At 67.1% G+C, this 16,108-nt stretch carries 13 protein-coding genes; 7 read left to right on the top strand and 6 right to left on the bottom strand.

Annotation, left to right across the window (positions count from 1 at the left end):
- Positions 1 to 157 precede the first annotated feature (157 nt).
- Genes tkt through pgl form a run of 5 tightly spaced genes read left to right on the top strand, consistent with a single transcriptional unit; the run spans position 158 to position 6,582 of the window.
- Complete coding sequence (gene tkt / locus ACRCUN_RS09590; protein WP_462141403.1) at positions 158 to 2,248, top strand: transketolase; 2,091 nt, start codon at positions 158 to 160, stop codon at positions 2,246 to 2,248.
- Between the two features lie 23 nt (positions 2,249 to 2,271).
- Positions 2,272 to 3,390 (top strand): transaldolase, encoded by a 1,119-nt coding sequence (gene tal / locus ACRCUN_RS09585; protein WP_462141687.1) that lies wholly within the window; start codon positions 2,272 to 2,274, stop codon positions 3,388 to 3,390.
- Positions 3,387 to 4,937: a glucose-6-phosphate dehydrogenase gene (zwf, locus tag ACRCUN_RS09580; protein ID WP_462141402.1), complete on the top strand. Its 1,551-nt coding sequence runs from the start codon at positions 3,387 to 3,389 to the stop codon at positions 4,935 to 4,937. Before tal ends, zwf begins: the two co-directional genes overlap by 4 nt.
- A 2-nt stretch (positions 4,938 to 4,939) precedes the next feature.
- Positions 4,940 to 5,851 carry a glucose-6-phosphate dehydrogenase assembly protein OpcA gene (opcA, locus tag ACRCUN_RS09575; RefSeq protein ID WP_462141401.1) on the top strand — a complete coding sequence of 304 codons (912 nt, stop codon included), beginning with the start codon at positions 4,940 to 4,942 and terminating at the stop codon, positions 5,849 to 5,851.
- Entirely contained in the window at positions 5,848 to 6,582 is a 735-nt protein-coding gene (gene pgl, locus ACRCUN_RS09570; protein ID WP_462141400.1) for a 6-phosphogluconolactonase, read from the top strand. Before opcA ends, pgl begins: the two co-directional genes overlap by 4 nt.
- Before the next feature lie 8 nt (positions 6,583 to 6,590).
- Here pgl and ACRCUN_RS09565 read toward each other — a convergent pair whose 3' ends face one another.
- The gene (locus ACRCUN_RS09565; RefSeq protein WP_462141399.1) at positions 6,591 to 6,725 is read right to left on the bottom strand and encodes a hypothetical protein; all 135 of its coding nucleotides are present in this window, start codon (positions 6,723 to 6,725) and stop codon (positions 6,591 to 6,593) included.
- Between the two features lie 55 nt (positions 6,726 to 6,780).
- On the opposite strand from ACRCUN_RS09565, the gene ACRCUN_RS09560 reads away from it, so the two are divergent.
- Positions 6,781 to 7,158, top strand: coding sequence for an ATPase (locus tag ACRCUN_RS09560; protein ID WP_067845238.1), 378 nt, complete (start codon positions 6,781 to 6,783; stop codon positions 7,156 to 7,158).
- On the opposite strand, the gene ACRCUN_RS09555 is transcribed toward ACRCUN_RS09560, so the two are convergent.
- From ACRCUN_RS09555 to ACRCUN_RS09540, 4 genes are read right to left on the bottom strand one after another with little or no spacing between them, the layout of a single operon-like run.
- Positions 7,127 to 8,497, bottom strand: coding sequence for an ABC transporter ATP-binding protein (locus ACRCUN_RS09555; RefSeq protein ID WP_462141398.1), 1,371 nt, complete (start codon positions 8,495 to 8,497; stop codon positions 7,127 to 7,129). The two genes, ACRCUN_RS09560 and ACRCUN_RS09555, sit on opposite strands and share 32 nt — an antisense overlap.
- Positions 8,494 to 9,288 carry an ABC transporter permease subunit gene (locus ACRCUN_RS09550; protein WP_462141397.1) on the bottom strand — a complete coding sequence of 265 codons (795 nt, stop codon included), beginning with the start codon at positions 9,286 to 9,288 and terminating at the stop codon, positions 8,494 to 8,496. Before ACRCUN_RS09550 ends, ACRCUN_RS09555 begins: the two co-directional genes overlap by 4 nt.
- Positions 9,285 to 10,235, bottom strand: a complete 951-nt coding sequence (locus ACRCUN_RS09545) for an ABC transporter permease (RefSeq protein ID WP_462141396.1) — start codon at positions 10,233 to 10,235, stop codon at positions 9,285 to 9,287. Before ACRCUN_RS09545 ends, ACRCUN_RS09550 begins: the two co-directional genes overlap by 4 nt.
- Entirely contained in the window at positions 10,220 to 11,704 is a 1,485-nt protein-coding gene (locus ACRCUN_RS09540; protein WP_462141395.1) for an ABC transporter substrate-binding protein, read from the bottom strand. The genes ACRCUN_RS09545 and ACRCUN_RS09540 overlap by 16 nt, the downstream gene beginning before the upstream one ends.
- 184 nt (positions 11,705 to 11,888) lie before the next feature.
- Between ACRCUN_RS09540 and ACRCUN_RS09535 the strand changes: the two genes are divergently transcribed.
- Positions 11,889 to 13,256 carry an MATE family efflux transporter gene (locus ACRCUN_RS09535; protein ID WP_462141394.1) on the top strand — a complete coding sequence of 456 codons (1,368 nt, stop codon included), beginning with the start codon at positions 11,889 to 11,891 and terminating at the stop codon, positions 13,254 to 13,256.
- A gap of 5 nt (positions 13,257 to 13,261) precedes the next feature.
- Here the strand turns inward: ACRCUN_RS09535 and ppc are convergent, their stop codons facing one another.
- Entirely contained in the window at positions 13,262 to 16,069 is a 2,808-nt protein-coding gene (ppc, locus tag ACRCUN_RS09530; protein ID WP_462141393.1) for a phosphoenolpyruvate carboxylase, read from the bottom strand.
- Between the last annotated feature and the right edge of the window lie 39 nt (positions 16,070 to 16,108).

The raw sequence follows: 16,108 nt of genomic DNA, 5'->3' as shown, positions 1-16,108 counted from the left end.
CTGACGGGCTCGACACCGCAGGGTCGAATCGGGTGCCCGCCCGAGGTGAACGGAGCCCAAATCGTGCGCAACCAGTCTGCGGCGGATGAGTCGCCCGCACTAGGGTGTTTGAAGTAGCAGCAAGTCAAGCGCGATTATCAGAATGAGGAGCGAGCACGTGACCACGGCCGAAGAGATCACCGCTCTCACAAAGCCCAACCACCCTGACGACTGGACCGATCTCGACAGCCTCGCGGTCGACACCGTCCGGGTGCTTGCGGCGGATGCGGTGCAGAAGGTCGGCAACGGCCATCCGGGAACGGCTATGAGCCTGGCTCCCCTCGCCTACACGCTGTTCCAGCGCCAGTTGCGCCACGATCCGAGTGACGTGCACTGGCTGGGCCGCGACCGCTTCGTGCTGTCGTGCGGGCACTCCAGCCTGACGCTGTACATCCAGCTGTACCTCGGCGGCTTCGGCCTCGAGCTGAGCGACATCGAGTCGCTGCGCACGTTCAAGTCCAAGACTCCCGGGCACCCCGAGTTCCGCCACACCAAGGGTGTGGAGATCACGACCGGCCCGCTGGGCCAGGGGCTGGCCTCGGCGGTCGGCATGGCGATGGCGTCGCGCTACGAGCGCGGGCTGTTCGATCCCGACACCCCATGGGGCGAGAGCCCGTTCGATCACTACGTCTATGTGATCGCCTCCGACGGTGACATCGAGGAGGGCGTGACAAGCGAGGCGTCCTCCCTGGCAGGCACACAGCAGCTGGGCAACCTGATCGTGTTCTACGACCAGAACCAGATCTCGATCGAGCACGACACCAACATCGCGCTGAGCGAGAACGTCGCCGACCGTTACCGCGCCTATGGGTGGCACGTGCAGGAGGTCGAGGGCGGCGAGAACGTCGTCGGGATCGAGGAAGCAATCGCCGAGGCGAAGAAGGTCACCGACAGGCCGTCGTTCATCGCGCTGCGGACGATCATCGGCTACCCGGCGCCGACGAAGATGAACACCGGCGGCGTGCACGGGTCGGCACTCGGCGCCGATGAGGTCGCCGCGACCAAGAAGGTGCTCGGCTTCGACCCGGACAAGAACTTCGAGGTGCGGCCCGAGGTCATCGAGCACACCCGCAAGCTGGTCGACCGCGGCCAGGAGGCACATGCCAAGTGGCAGAGCGGCTTCGACGCGTGGGCTGAACGCGAACCCGAGCGCAAGGCGCTGCTGGATCGCCTGCTGGCCAACGAACTGCCCGACGGCTGGGATTCCGAGCTGACGTACTGGGAGCCCGGCTCCAAGGCGCTGGCCACCCGCGCGGCATTCGGTCAGGTGCTCAACGACGTCGCGCCCAAGCTGCCCGAGCTGTGGGGCGGGTCCGCCGACCTCGCAGGCAGCAACAACACCACCATCAAGGGTGTCAAATCCTTTGGGCCGCCTTCGATCTCGACCGACGACTTCACCGCGGACTGGTACGGCCGGGTGCTGCACTTCGGTATCCGCGAGCACGCGATGGGCTCGATCCTGTCCGGCATCGTCCTGCACGGGCCGACGCGCGCGTTCGGCGGCACGTTCCTGCAGTTCTCCGACTACATGCGGCCTGCCGTGCGCCTCGCGTCGCTGATGGACATCGACACGATCTACATCTGGACCCACGATTCGATCGGCCTCGGCGAGGACGGCCCGACCCACCAGCCGATCGAACACCTCGCGGCGCTGCGCGCCATCCCGAACCTTTCGGTGGTGCGGCCGGGTGATCCGAACGAGACGGCGTATGCCTGGCGCAGCATCATCGCGCGCGGCAACGGCAGCGGGCCGGTCGGTTTCATCCTGACGCGCCAAGGCGTCCCGGTGCTCGAGGGCACCGACGCCGATGGTGTGGCCAAGGGTGGCTATGTGCTCGGCGGGCCGCGCGACAGCGACCCGGACGTGATCCTCATCGGGACGGGTTCGGAACTGCAGCTGTGCGTCGAGGCGGGAAAAATTCTCGCCGACAAGGGCGTTAATGCCAGTGTGGTGTCCATGCCGTGCGTCGAGTGGTTCGAATCGCAGCCCAAGGAGTACCGCGACAGCGTGCTGCCGCCCGCCGTTTCGGCCCGGGTGGCCGTGGAAGCAGCGGTCGCCCAGAGTTGGTACAAGCTGGTCGGCGACACCGGCGAGATCGTCTCGATCGAGCACTATGGCGAATCCGCCGACGACAAGACGTTGTTCCGCGAGTTCGGTTTCACCCCAGAGGCTGTGGTGGCCGCAGCGGAACGATCGCTCGAGAACTGATCGAGAACTAGTAGAGAAGGCGAATCATGACTCAGAACCCGAATCTCGCGGCGCTGAGTGCCGCGGGCGTATCCGTATGGCTCGACGACCTCTCCCGTGACCGGCTCCAGACCGGGAACCTGCAGAACCTGATCGACACCCGCAGCGTTGTGGGCGTCACCACCAACCCGTCGATCTTCCAGGCCGCGCTGTCGAAGGGCACCGCCTACGACGCTCAGGTCAAGGAACTCGCCGAGCGGGGCGCCGACGTAGACGCCACGATCCGCACCGTCACCACAGACGACGTGCGCAACGCCTGTGACGTGCTGGCCAAGCAGTACGAGGCGTCGGGCGGCGTCGACGGACGCGTGTCGATCGAGGTCGACCCCCGCCTCGCGCACGACACCGACAAGACGATCCTGCAGGCGATCGAGCTGTGGAAGATCGTCGACCGGCCGAATCTGCTGATCAAGATCCCGGCGACGCTCGCCGGCCTGCCCGCGATCACCGCGGTGATCGCCGAAGGCATCTCGGTCAACGTCACGCTGATCTTCTCGGTCGAACGGCACCGTGCGGTCATGGACGCCTACCTCGCCGGCCTGGAGAAGGCCAAGGAGGCAGGCCACGATCTTTCCAAGATCCATTCCGTGGCATCGTTCTTCGTGTCCCGGGTGGACACCGAGATCGACGCGCGACTGGACAAGATCGGCAGCGAGGACGCCCTCGCCCTGCGTGGGCAGGCCGGCGTCGCCAACGCACGGCTCGCCTACGCGGCCTACGAAGAGGTGTTCGGCGGCGACCGCTACGCCGCGCTCAAGGCCGACGGTGCCCGCGTGCAGCGTCCGCTGTGGGCGTCGACCGGTGTCAAGAACCCGGACTACTCCGACACGCTCTACGTCACCGAACTGGTCGCCCCCGACACCGTGAACACCATGCCGGAGAAGACGCTCGAGGCCGTCGCCGACCACGGCGAGATCACCGGCAACACCGTTTCGGGCACCGCCGCGGCGGCGCAGGAGACCTTCGACAAACTCGCCGCGGTCGGCATCGATCTGCCGGACGTGTTCAAGGTGCTCGAAGACGAGGGTGTCGAGAAGTTCGAGAAGTCGTGGCAGGAATTGCTCGACGCAACGCAGGGTCAACTCGACGCCGCAAAGAAATGACAGCGGTCAACGACAAGCCCGAGGTCGCGTGGCGTAATCCGCTCCGCGACAAGCGGGACAAGCGCATGCCGCGGATCGCCGGGCCGTGCGGCGTCGTTATCTTCGGCGTCACCGGCGATCTGGCTCGCAAGAAGCTGATGCCGGCGATCTACGACCTGGCCAACCGCGGGCTGCTGCCCGCGTCGTTCGCACTCGTCGGCTTCGCCCGGAGGGACTGGGCGGACGAGGATTTCGGCAAGGTCGTCTACGACGCCGTCAAGCAGCACGCCCGCACTCCGTTCCGCCAAGAAGTGTGGGACCGGCTGGCCGAGGGATTCCGGTTCGTCCAGGGCAGTTTCGACGACGAGGCGGCGTTCGGCCGGCTCGCCGAGACACTCGACAAGCTCGATATCGAGCGCGGCACCGGCGGCAATCACGCGTTCTACCTGTCGATTCCGCCCAACGCGTTCCCCCTGGTGTGCGAGCAGCTGCGCAAGTCCGGCTTGGCGCGTCCGCGCGACGGCCGCTGGAGCCGCGTGGTCATCGAGAAGCCGTTCGGCCACGACCTCAAGACGGCCCGCGAACTCAACGCGGTCGTCAACAGCGTGTTCCCGGAGGAGTCGGTGTTCCGCATCGACCACTACCTGGGCAAGGAGACGGTCCAGAACATCCTGGCGCTGCGCTTCGCCAACGCGTTGTACGAGCCGATCTGGAACAACAATTACGTCGACCACGTGCAGATCACGATGGCCGAGGACATCGGCCTCGGCGGCCGCGCCGGCTACTACGACGGCATCGGCGCTGCGCGCGACGTCATCCAGAATCACCTGTTGCAGTTGCTCGCCCTGACCGCGCTCGAGGAGCCGGTCAGCTTCAGCCCGCACGAACTGCAGACCGAGAAGATCAAGATCCTGTCGGCAGTGAAGCTCGCCGAGCCGTTGGACGAGACCACCGCGCGCGGTCAGTACGCCGCGGGCTGGCAGGGCGGTGAGAAAGTGGTGGGCCTGCTCGACGAAGAGGGTTTCGCCAAGGACTCCACCACCGAGACCTACGCCGCGATCACGCTCGAGGTGAACACCCGGCGCTGGGCGGGCGTGCCGTTCTACCTGCGCACCGGAAAACGCCTTGGCCGCAGGGTCACCGAGATCGCACTGGTGTTCAAGCGGGCACCCCACCTGCCGTTCGACGCCACCATGACCGAGGAGCTGGGCCAGAACGCCCTGGTGATCCGGGTGCAGCCGGACGAGGGCATCACGCTTCGCTTCGGTTCCAAGGTGCCAGGCAGCGCGATGGAAGTCCGCGACGTCAACATGGACTTCTCCTACGGGTCGGCATTCGCCGAGGACTCGCCGGAGGCGTACGAACGGCTCATCCTCGATGTGCTGCTCGGCGAACCGTCGCTGTTCCCGGTCAACGCCGAGGTCGAATTATCTTGGGAGATCCTGGATCCCGTGCTCGATTACTGGGCGGCCAACGGCAAACCGGAGCCTTACGAATCGGGCACGTGGGGACCGCCGTCAGCCGATGAGATGTTGCGTCGCACGGGCCGGGAATGGAGGCGTCCCTAACGATGATTGTCGACCTACCCGACACCACCACCAACAACGTCAACAAGAAGATCACCGGCCTGCGTGAAGAAGGCGGCGCCCTCACCCTCAGCCGGGTGTTGACGCTCGTCATCGCGCCGGACACCGAAGACATCGTCGAGGATTCCATCGAGGCCGCGAATTTCGCGAGCCGTGAGCATCCGTGCCGCGTCATCGTCGTGGTGCCCGGCGACCCGGATGCCGACACACCGCGCCTCGACGCGCAGCTGCGTGTCGGTCACGACGCGGGTGCCGGTGAAGTGGTGGTACTCAAGCTGTCCGGCGAGCTGTCCGGTCACGCCAGCAGCGTGGTGTTGCCCTTCCTGTTGCCCGACACCCCGGTCGTGGCCTGGTGGCCTGCCGTCGCGCCGAGGGTGCCCGCACAGGATCCGTTGGGCAAGTTGGCGATCCGCCGGATCACCGACGCAACCAACGGTGCCGATCCCTTGGCCTGCATCAAGAGCCGGCTGGCCGGCTACACGCCGGGCGACACCGATCTGGCGTGGAGCCGCGTCACGTACTGGCGGGCGCTGCTGGCCGCCGCGGTCGACCAGCCGCCCCACGAGCCGATCACGTCGGCGGTGGTGTCGGGGCTCAAGGACGAGCCCGCACTCGACATCCTGGCCGGCTGGCTGGCCAACCGGATCGACGGGCCCGTCACCCGGGCGGTCGGCGACCTGAAGGTCGAGCTCACGCGGCCGAGCGAGACCGTGACGCTGGTGCGTCCGCAGACCGGTATCACCGCGACGCTCAGCCGCACCGCGCGCCCGGACTCGTTGTTGCCGTTGGCGCGCCGGGAAGCCAAGGAATGTCTGGCCGAAGATCTTCGGCGACTCGACGCCGACGAGATCTACCGCAACGCACTGCAAGGCATCGACAAGGTCCAATACGTATGAGCGACACAGTCATCGAACGCTATCCCGATACCGCGGCGCTTGTCGCCGCCGCCGGCGACCGGCTGGTGGATGCCATCAAGTCGGCGATCGCCGCGCGGGGTCAGGCCACGATCGTGTTGACCGGTGGTGGCACCGGCATCGGCATGCTCAAGCGTGTCGGCGAGCGGAGCACCGATATCGACTGGGCGAAGGTCCATCTGTACTGGGGCGACGAGCGCTTCGTTCCGCAAGACGACGACGAGCGCAACGACAAGCAGGCCCGTGAGGCCCTCCTCGACCACATCGACATCCCAGACGTCAACGTGCACGCGATGGCGGCCAGTGACGGCGAGTTCGGTGACGACCTCGACGCGGCGGCCGACGGGTACGCCCAGCTGCTCGCGGCCAACTTCGACGCCCCCGGGCCGGAGTTCGACGTGCACCTGCTCGGCATGGGCGGCGAGGGACACATCAACTCGCTGTTTCCCGACACCGCGGCGGTGCGGGAGACCACGCGCCTTGTGGTCGGTGTCACCGACTCCCCCAAGCCCCCGCCTCGGCGAATCTCCTTGACGCTGCCCGCAGTTCAGAGTTCGCGTGAGGTATGGGTCGTGGTGTCCGGCGAGGCCAAGGCCGATGCAGTGGCCGCCGCGGTCGGCGGTGCCGACCCCGTCGACGTGCCCGCCGCCGGTGGGATCGGCCGCGAAAAGACGGTCTGGCTGCTCGACGAGGCCGCGGCCGCCAAGCTGTAGCTGTCGAATCAGTCCCCGCTGGGAGCCGGGTCGGTATGCCCGTCGGCCAGCGCCTCGGCATAGCCGGCCAGATAGTCGGCCGGGTCGCGGTCGGCGTCCGCCCGATCGAGACGCCAGGATCGAAGCTCGCAGAATTGCCGCACAGCAATTCAGACGCGCTGGGACCGCATTCGGTTCCCTGGCCCCATACTGTTCGACATGGCAGATAAAGGGGACGGCCGCGTTCGCCCGGCCTCGGGACGGCAGCGAATCAAGACTCTGACGCAGGCTGCCCTCAATGCCGACATGACCGTCGAACAGGTCGACACGCTGCTGACCGACCTCAGCAACACGCTGGTCGACCTCAACAAGTCCACCGGTGGCCTCGACGCCACGCTCGACCGGTTCAACGCAACGATCACCCGCATCGACGAACTAGCGCCGCGGCTCATCGGCGTGGTGGAGCGTCTCGAGGCCATCGTCGACCGCGTCGAGGTGATCGTCGGAATCGGTGAAGCCGTGATGTCGCCGCTCGCGGTGACCGAGAATGCGGTTCGCGGCGTGGTCAAGGCAATTCGCGATCGCACTCACTTGTAGACAGCCTGCCGTCGGCCAGCCGGAACGTACGCACGCAGTTGCCTGCCGCCAGTTCGGCATCGTGGGTGATCATCAGCACGGCCAGGCCCCGGTCCATTTCCCGTTCGAGCACGTCCATCACCGTCGCGGCGGCGGCAGGATCCAGCGCCGAGGTTATCTCGTCGCACACCAATACTCTCGGCGCGTATGCGAGGGCGCGCGCGATCGCGACGCGCTGGCGTTGACCACCCGACAGCATGTGCGGATAACGCTGGGCGAAGTCGTGGGCCAGCCCCACTCTGGCCAGCACATCGGCCACCGCGCCGCGTTTTCCGTTGCTGCGCAACGCCCGGTTGAGAGTCGCGCCGACGGTGCGTCTGGGGTTGAGCGTGGCAGCGGGATCCTGCGGCACGAGTTGGATCGCCATCTTGTCCGACCGCGACCGGCGGCTCAGCGGCTGCGCCAAAGTCGTTCCGTCGAGCATGATCTCGCCATCGTCTGCGACGACCTGACCGGTCAGCGCCCGGGCGAACGTGGATTTCCCGGCACCGGAATCGCCCATCAGCGCGACCGCTGATCCGGCCCCGATGGTCAGGCCTGCCTCGTCGAGAACCCGGTGCGAGCCGAACGTCACCGTGAGCCGGCGTACCTGAAGGACGTCCGGACCGGCCGACCGTCGTTTCGGCGCATCGCGTGCCGGTGCGGGGGCGGCGGCTGCGCCGAGTTCGACGACGCGATCGGCAACCGTCGCCGCCGCGCGCGTCGTATGTGCGGTGACGAGGACGGCCACGCGGCGGTCGGTCGCCCAGGTACGGATGATCGTGGCGATGTCGTCGCGAAGGGGCTGGTGGAGACCGGCGAAGGGTTCGTCCAGCACGAGAACGGTGGTCAGCCGGGACATGGCACGGGCGAGCGCCACCCGGCGCTGCTGGCCGCCCGACAGGCGTACCGCCCGACGTGTCGCCAACCCGTGGTCCAGCTGCACCATGTCCAGGAGCTCGGTCACCGGAGGCGCGTCGGGATGGGCCAGCTCGGTGAGCAGATTCGCCACGGTCGCGGCGGGGTTGAGTGCGGACCCGGGATCCTGACCCACGTAGGCGATCTGGTTGCGCCGGAACTGGCGCAGCGCACGGCGATCGAGCGCGGCGACCTCGACGTCGCCGACTCGCGGACCGCCGCTCAGTGTCGTGCCTGTGGGCAGATCGCCCACCAGGCTCCGGCACACGAGCGACTTGCCGCCTCCCGACGGCGCGATCAGCGCGGTCACGGTCGAGGCGCTGAGATCCAGATCGACGGGCCCGGCGAGGATTCGGCCGGACGCCGCGGTGATCGTAAGCGCTCTGGCGACAACGGCACTCATGACCGTCCCCCCGGTTGCGGGTTGCGCATGAGTACCGCGATGTTGACCGACACCGCGAGCACGGCGATCGCGACGGCGGGAGCCACGACAGCGGCCGGGTTGAGCAAGACCCCCGATGCGTTCTCCCGCACCATCACGGCCCAGTTCGACCCTCCGACCGCGGGGATGAGCTGCAGGAACGCCGCAGTGCTCACTACGTAGATGGCCTCGACATAACGTAGTCCGAACTGCGTTGCGATGGTGTCGCGCAAGTTGGGCAGCACCTGCCCGAAGACGAGGTACGGCAACCGCTCTCCTGCCGCCTCGGCCACCTGGACGTAACCGCTGGCCGCGACCGATGACGCCGCGCCCGCGAGAACCCGCGTCGTGTAGGGCGTTCCGATCACCACCGCGAGCACGATCAGCGCCCATATCCCACCCTGCGGCCAGGACACCAGTACCAGCAGCATGAACAGGACCGGTGGCACGAGCATCGTCGCGTCGGTGATCCAGCCGACCGTCGCCGCATAACGCGGCCGCAGTGCGGCAAGACCGCCCAGGGTGGCCGCCAGCGCCGTCACACCGACCGCGATGACGGCTGCGATCCAGGCCAGCGTCCAGCCCCCGGCGGCAAGCTTGGCCAGCACGTCCTCGCTGCGCGCGTCCGTTCCGAGCCAGTGCGCGGCCGACGGCGGCGCGAATGGCACACCGGAACCGCGGCCCTCGACAGCAGGCGCGATCAGTCGACCCACCGCGACCACGATGAGCACCGTCACCGCGGGTGTGACCAGAGCCCAACGCTGACGGGTCATTCCGCGCGCGCCTTCGCCCAGGCCCGCGTCGCGTCGGCGACGAGCAGCATCAGCAGGATCACCACGCCGGTGCAGGCGACCACCGCCGCAACGACATTGACATCACGCGTGTTGACCGAACCCGCAACCACCGCACCGACACCGGGAAAGTTGAACAGCGACTCCACCACCACCGAACCGCCGACGATCATGCCCACGGTCGTCGCCAGTGAGGCGATCATGGTCGGCAGTGCCCGCGGCGCGATGTACCGGACGAACAGCGCTGCCTCACCCACACCGTCGAGTGCCGCGGCGTGCACGTACGGCATCGACCGCGCCTCCCGGATCGCGGCCACGAAAACCCTGGTGTTCCAGCCGATCTGCGGGAGTGCCAGGGCGATCACCGGCAGGATATACATCGACGGATCACGCGGGGCGCCCGCGGAATCCTGCACCGTCACGGCGGGCAGGACGTCGAGCGCCAAGGCGAATACGAGGATCGCGATCGTGGCGACGACGAACTCGGGCAGTGCGATCACCACGATCGTGCCCACCGATGCGATACGCCGGAACACCGGTCGATCACCGCTGGTCCAGTAGACCGCGAGTAGCGTCGCTGCCACCACCGTAACGAGCAGCGCAGCGCCGGTGAGAATCAGCGAGTTGGGCACCTTCGCCGCCAGCAGGTCGCCCACCGGCTCCCCGCGCAGTGTCGTGCCGAAATCTGCATGTACCAGCCCCGACAACCACTCCCAGAACCGCACCACGACCGGGCGGTCGAGCCCGAGTTCGGCTTCCCGCTCGCGCACCTGGGTTTCGGTGGCGTCGCGGCCGAGCAACGCGCGCACCCCGTTGCCCGGCAACAACGCCATCGCCAGCATCACCGCGAACAACGCGACCACGAGCATCGCCGTACGGTTGAGCAACGCGGCGGCGGGCCGCACGGCGCGGCCTAGGTTTCGAGCCACGTGTTCTCAAGCTGGGCCCGGCCCCACCCCGGCAATTCGGGCAGCCCGCGGACATTCGAGCGGGCCACGTCGATACCGTCGGCCATCCCCCACAGCACGTAGCCGCCACGGTCGAACTGGATCTGCTGAAGGTCGGTCGACGCGTCGCGGTAGTCGGGCGAATCCGGGGCAGCGGCCAGCCCGGCACGATATGCCGCATCGAACTCCGGGTCATTGAAAGCGGTTTCGTTGCTGGTCGATTCGGAGTTGAGCACCTTGCTGGCGAAGAACATCACCGAGTCGTTGGTCGGCCAGCTCGCGGTCGCCAGGGGCGCCGACGGCTTCGCCCAGTAGTTGTCGTAGAAGTCGGCCGATTCCTTGACCTCGACGGCGATCTTGAGTCCGATGTCCTGCAATTGCGCGGCGAACAGCTGCGCCGCCTCGACCTCGTTGAACACCTCGCGTTTGGTGATCAGCGGATAGGTTCGCGCCGTGTCGAAGTGAGCTTCGGCCAGCAGGCGCCTGGCCCGCGTCACGTCGCGGGCGCGCTGCGGCCGGTCGACGTACGTCGGATCTCCCGTCCCCAGCACATCGTTGCCCACACTGCCGTAGCCGGACAGCACTTGTTCGATCATCGCCTGCCGATCGACGCCCAGCCGGATCGCCTCGCGCACACGTGGATCGGTGAACGGTCCGTCGGACGTGCGGATGGCGATCGGCATCGACAGGTCGTTGGGCCTGCGGACCAGTATCAGATCGGGCCGGGCCGACGCACTGCGCGCGGCCAACGGCCCGACGCTGGAGGCCACGTCGATTTCCCCACCCATGATCGCGTTCGCGAGCGCATCGGTGGACTCGAACCGCGTCACCACGATTCGGTCCAGCAGCGGCTTGTCGCCATACCACGTGTCATTGCGCACCAGGGTCGCGTTGCCGTCGCGATAACTGCCGGGTTCCATCCGGAACGGTCCGGTGCCGACGAAATCCGACCGATCGGTGCTGCCTTCCTTGACCGTGAACGTCATCAGCCGCAGCAGTAACGGCAGTTGGCTGTTGGGCGTCGGAGCGCGCATCGTCACCGACCGTGCACCGGACGGCGCGATCGAGCTCAGATCGACCGGCACTTTCCACGGGGTCATCTCGCCGAGAGTTCTCAGCGACCATGCCACGTCGGCGGGACGCACCGGACTGCCGTCGTGGAACGTCGCCGCTTCGGGGAGCGTGAACGTCCACGCCTGCTGCTTCGCATCGGTGGTCCACGACGCCGCGAGCCGGCCGGTGACGTTCGGCGACCTCGCCGGAACTGTCAGCGGGTCGTATACCAACGACATGATCAGCATGTCGGAGTCGTTGGCGAGCAGCCCAAAGGGATCCGACACCACATTCGACGCCTGCCCGAGGGCGCCGATGCGCAGGGTTCCGCCGGGTTTGGGTTCGCCGCCACCGGGTGCGGGGCTCGACGAATTCGCCCCGCAAGCGGCAAGAGTCACCGCCGCTCCCAACCCCAGTGATGCTCCGAAAAACGACCTGCGGTTCAACTGCGGCAACTGAGTTCCCCCTCGCCGTTCCACCCGCGCCGGCTGCATTGCTGTCCCCGTAGCTTAAGTTCGCCTAACCTCGGCACGCCGACAGGGTCATTCGTGTCGCGGGCCCCGGGTTATACGGTGTTGTGCGATGACGGTCGCCGCGACGGGGCGCGAACTCACCCGCCTGGCGGGGCCGATCGCGCTGACACAACTCGCGCAGGTTGCGCTGACCACCACCGACCTGGTGATGATGGGCCCACTCGGTGTGGCGGCGCTCGCCGCGGGCGGCCTGTCCATCACGCTGTTCAATCAACTCCGCACGATGGGCGTGGGCCTGCTGACGTCGGTCGGCAACTTGGTGTCGGCGGCCGTGAGCCGGTCCGAGCGGCACCAGAACACCGCGGACGCGTCCGACGACGAGACGCGCGATCTCGTCCGCGCCAGCTTCCTGGTGGCCACTGTCGCGGGAATCGTCGGTGGGCTTGTCTTGGTGGGCCTCGGCTTTCTGCTGCGGTTGCTGGGCCAGGACGCCGCCGTGCTCGACGGCACGCTTCCGATGTTGGCGGCGCTCGCCCCAGGTCTTGTGCCGTGTCTGTGGTTTCAGGTGGTCCGGCAGTTCACGGTCGGCATGCGGCGCCCGAAGGCGCTTCTGCTGATCACTCTGGCGTCGGTCGTCCTCAACGTCGTGCTCAACGCCGTCCTCATCTACGGCCCCGGCCCGCTGCCGGAAATGGGTCTGGCGGGCATCGGCGCCGCGACATCGCTGGTGTACTTGTTGACGTTCGTCGCGTTCACTGCGATGGTGCGGGCCGACCCCGAGCTGTCGCCGTATTTCAGCGTGGCCATGCACCGCGCGCCGCTGCCCGCGGTGAAGCAGATTCTGCGTCTGGGCATTCCCATCGCCGGCACCTACGGCAGCGAGGCCGGGTTGTTCTCCGTGACCGCGGTTGTGATCGGCACGTTCGGTGCTCCCGCCCTGGCCGCGCATTCCGTGGTGAACCAGTTGAGCTACATCGTCTTTCAGGTGTCGGTCGGGATATCCCACGGGGCCTCGATTCTCGTGAGCCGACTGATGGAACTCGGTGAGGCCGCGCAGAGTCGCGTTATCGCCTGGCTCGCCTACGGGCAGGGCGCGGCCGTGGCCGCCCTCGTGGCGCTCGTGTACCTGTCGATTCCGAGAGAGGTTCTCGGCCTGTTCATGGACACCAGTGACCGCGCCGCGTTGGTCATCGCCATGTCGTTGCTCGTGGTGGCCGCGTTCCAGCAATTCGTCGACTCGGCCCAGAACATCGGTATCGGCTTGCTCCGCGGCCTGCACGACACGTCTTCGAGCTTCCTGATCACGATCGTCGGCTACTGGATCGTGGGGTTCCCGGTCGGCCTGCTGCTGGCCTACGTCGCCGACCTCCAGGCGCTGGGTATGTGGCTGGGCCTGTCCGCGGGCCTCACGACCGCTGCAGTCCTGCTGCTCGTGATGTTCCGGCGCCGGTTCGCCGAAGCGGTCGCCGGCTTCTGACGGCGCTAACCGCTGTTGCGCAGCGCGGTGGCCAACCCGCTCATCGTCAGCAGGATTCCGCGCTGTACGAGTTCGTCGGTGTCGCCCGAACGGTAGCGGCGCAGCAGCTCGACCTGCAGGTGGTTGAGCGGTTCGAGGTAGGGGAAGCGGTTGAACACCGAGCGCGCGAGGGCCGGGTTGTCGGCGAGCAGGTCGTCCTGGCCGGTGATCAGCCGGTGCATCCGGATGGTGCGGTCGTGCTCGGCGACGATCTTGTCGAACACCCTGGCTCTCAGGTCCTCGTCGTCGACCAGCTCCGAATAACGGGCGGCCAGACCCATATCGGCTTTGGCGAGCACCTGCGCCATGTTGGACAGCACGGTGCGGAAGAACGGCCAGCGTTCGTAGAGATCCTGCAGAACGGCGAGGCGGGATTCGGCGCCGTCCGGGTCGAGGCTGACCCATTCCTCGAATGCCGTGCCGGTGCCGTACCAGCCGGGCAGCATCACGCGCGACTGGCTCCATGCGAGCACCCACGGGATGGCGCGAAGATCGGCGATCGATGTGGTGGGCTTACGTGAGGTCGGGCGGCTGCCGATGTTCAACGCACCGATTTCACTGACCGGTGTCGACGCCTTGAAGTAGTCGACGAAACCCGGTGTCTCGTGAACTAATTCGGCGTAGGCGCGCTGCGCCCGGGCGGCCAGTTCGTCGAGCACCCGGTAGGCGGGCTCCGCCTCCTCCCCCAGCCCCTCGACGTCCAGCAAGGTCGATTCCAACGTCGCGGCCAGCAGTGTCTCGAGGTTGCGGTGCGCGATCCGCGGCTCGGCGTACTTGGCCGCGATCACCTCGCCCTGTTCGGTGATCCGCAGCGACCCGTTCACCGCTCCCGGAGGCTGCGCGAGGATGGCGTCGTAGCTCGGCCCTCCTCCACGGCCGACGGTACCGCCGCGACCGTGAAAGAGCCGCAACCGGATTCCGGTTTTGCGGGCCGACTCGACGAGGTCGAGCTCGGCACGGTACAGGGCCCAGTTCGCCGCGAGATAACCACCGTCTTTGTTGGAGTCCGAGTAGCCGAGCATCACTTCCTGATGCCGGCCACGGCAGGCCACCATGGTGCGGTACACCGGAAGGTCCAGCGCCGCTTCGAGAATCGACGAACCACGCTGCAGGTCGTCGATGGTCTCGAACAGTGGAACGATACCGACCGGACAATAGGGTTGCGCGCCGGTCAAATTCAGCAGCCCGGCTTCTTTCAGCAACACCGCCGCCTCGAGCATGTCGGAGACCGACTGGCACATCGAGATGATGTAGTTGGGCACGGCCTGCGGACCGAGAACCTTGACCGCCCGTGCCGCGGCACCGACGATACCCAGTTCCTTGCGTGCCAGCTCGGACAACTCGGCGCCCTCACCGATCAGCGGGCGGCGCGTGGAGATCTCCCCGGCGAGCAGTTCTACCCGCTCCGCCTCTGGCAGCGCGGCATAGTCGGGATGTACGCCCGCCCAGGCGAGCAGTTCGGCGATCACCTGCTCGTGCACTTCGGAGTTCTGTCGCATGTCGAGGCCGGACAGATGGAAGCCGAAGACCCGCACCGCTTCTCGGAGCCTGGCGAGCCGGTCATCGGCGAGCACGGCGCTGCCGTTGGCACGCAGTGAGCCGTCGACCGTGTTCAGATCGGCGAGAAGTTCAGAAGGGGTCGGGTATGGATGGAGACCAAGATCTAGTTGGTGTTCGGGTTGTTCGTCGAGGATCTGGTGTGCCGTGGCAGTGAGTCGGGCGTGAATCACCCGCAGCGCTCTGCGGTAGGGCTCATCGGCACGCGCCGGTTCATGGCACGCGTCGGCCAGCGCGGTCAGCCCGGCGCTGACGTTGACCAGTCGCGCCGACATCGACAGCTCTTCTTCCAGCGCGGTGATCTCGGTGAAGTAGTGCGCCAGCGCCACATAGGCGGCCCGGCCGGTGGCGAGCCGGACTACGTCGGCAGTCACGTTCGGGTTGCCGTCCCGATCGCCGCCGATCCAGGATCCCGGCCGCAGGATCGGATCCTCGAGGAGGTCCACGCCGGGCCAACGAGCCTGCAGCGCATCACGGACTTCGGCGTTGACCTGTGGGATGACTTGGAAAAACGCCGCGGGATAATAGCGAAGGCCGGTCTCGATCTCATCGGAGATCTTGAGCCGCGACAAGCGCACGAGCGCGGTCTGCCACAACGTGAGGATGTGTCGGCGCAGCTCGATCTCGATGTCGCGCCCGTCCTCCGTACGCGCATGCCCGTGTAGCCGCAGACGCATGAGCTCGGTGATTCGATGTTGGGTGTCGAAGATCGTGCGGCGCCGGGTCTCGGTCGGATGCGCGGTGATGACGGGCGAGACCAGGGCGCCCGTCAGCGCGTCGGCGACGGCATCGGCGTCCAGGTCAGCCGAATCCAACTTGAGATAGGTCGCGGCCAGGCTGCTGTCCTGTGGTGGTTCCCCGGCCGCCACGTGCACGGCACGGCGACGCTCGCGGTGGATGTCCTCGGCGACGTTGGCCAGCAGGGCGAAATGGGTGAACGCCCGGATGACCGGTATCGCTTGGTGGATGTCGATTCCGGCGAACAGTCCGGCCAGCTCCACCCGGTCGATCTCGGACCGGCGCACTCGGAAGGACTCCACGCGGGCACGCTCGACGAGGTCGAAGACCGCTTCGCCGTTTTGTTCGCGGACGGTATCGCCGAGAATCGCGCCGAGCAGCCGGATGTCTTCGCGCATCGGCTCGGTGGCGTCACGCCCAACCAAGGTGCGGTGCACCGATCCGATCGGTTCGAGTGCTGTGTCGGAACCGTCAACCATGCGTACCAGTATCGGCGGCGCCGATGGGCGGCGCATGAC

The sequence above is a fragment of the Mycobacterium venezuelense genome (assembly GCF_054919535.1).
The sequence above is the reverse complement of the archived record's forward strand: the minus strand, read 5'-3'. Positions and strand labels throughout refer to the sequence as shown.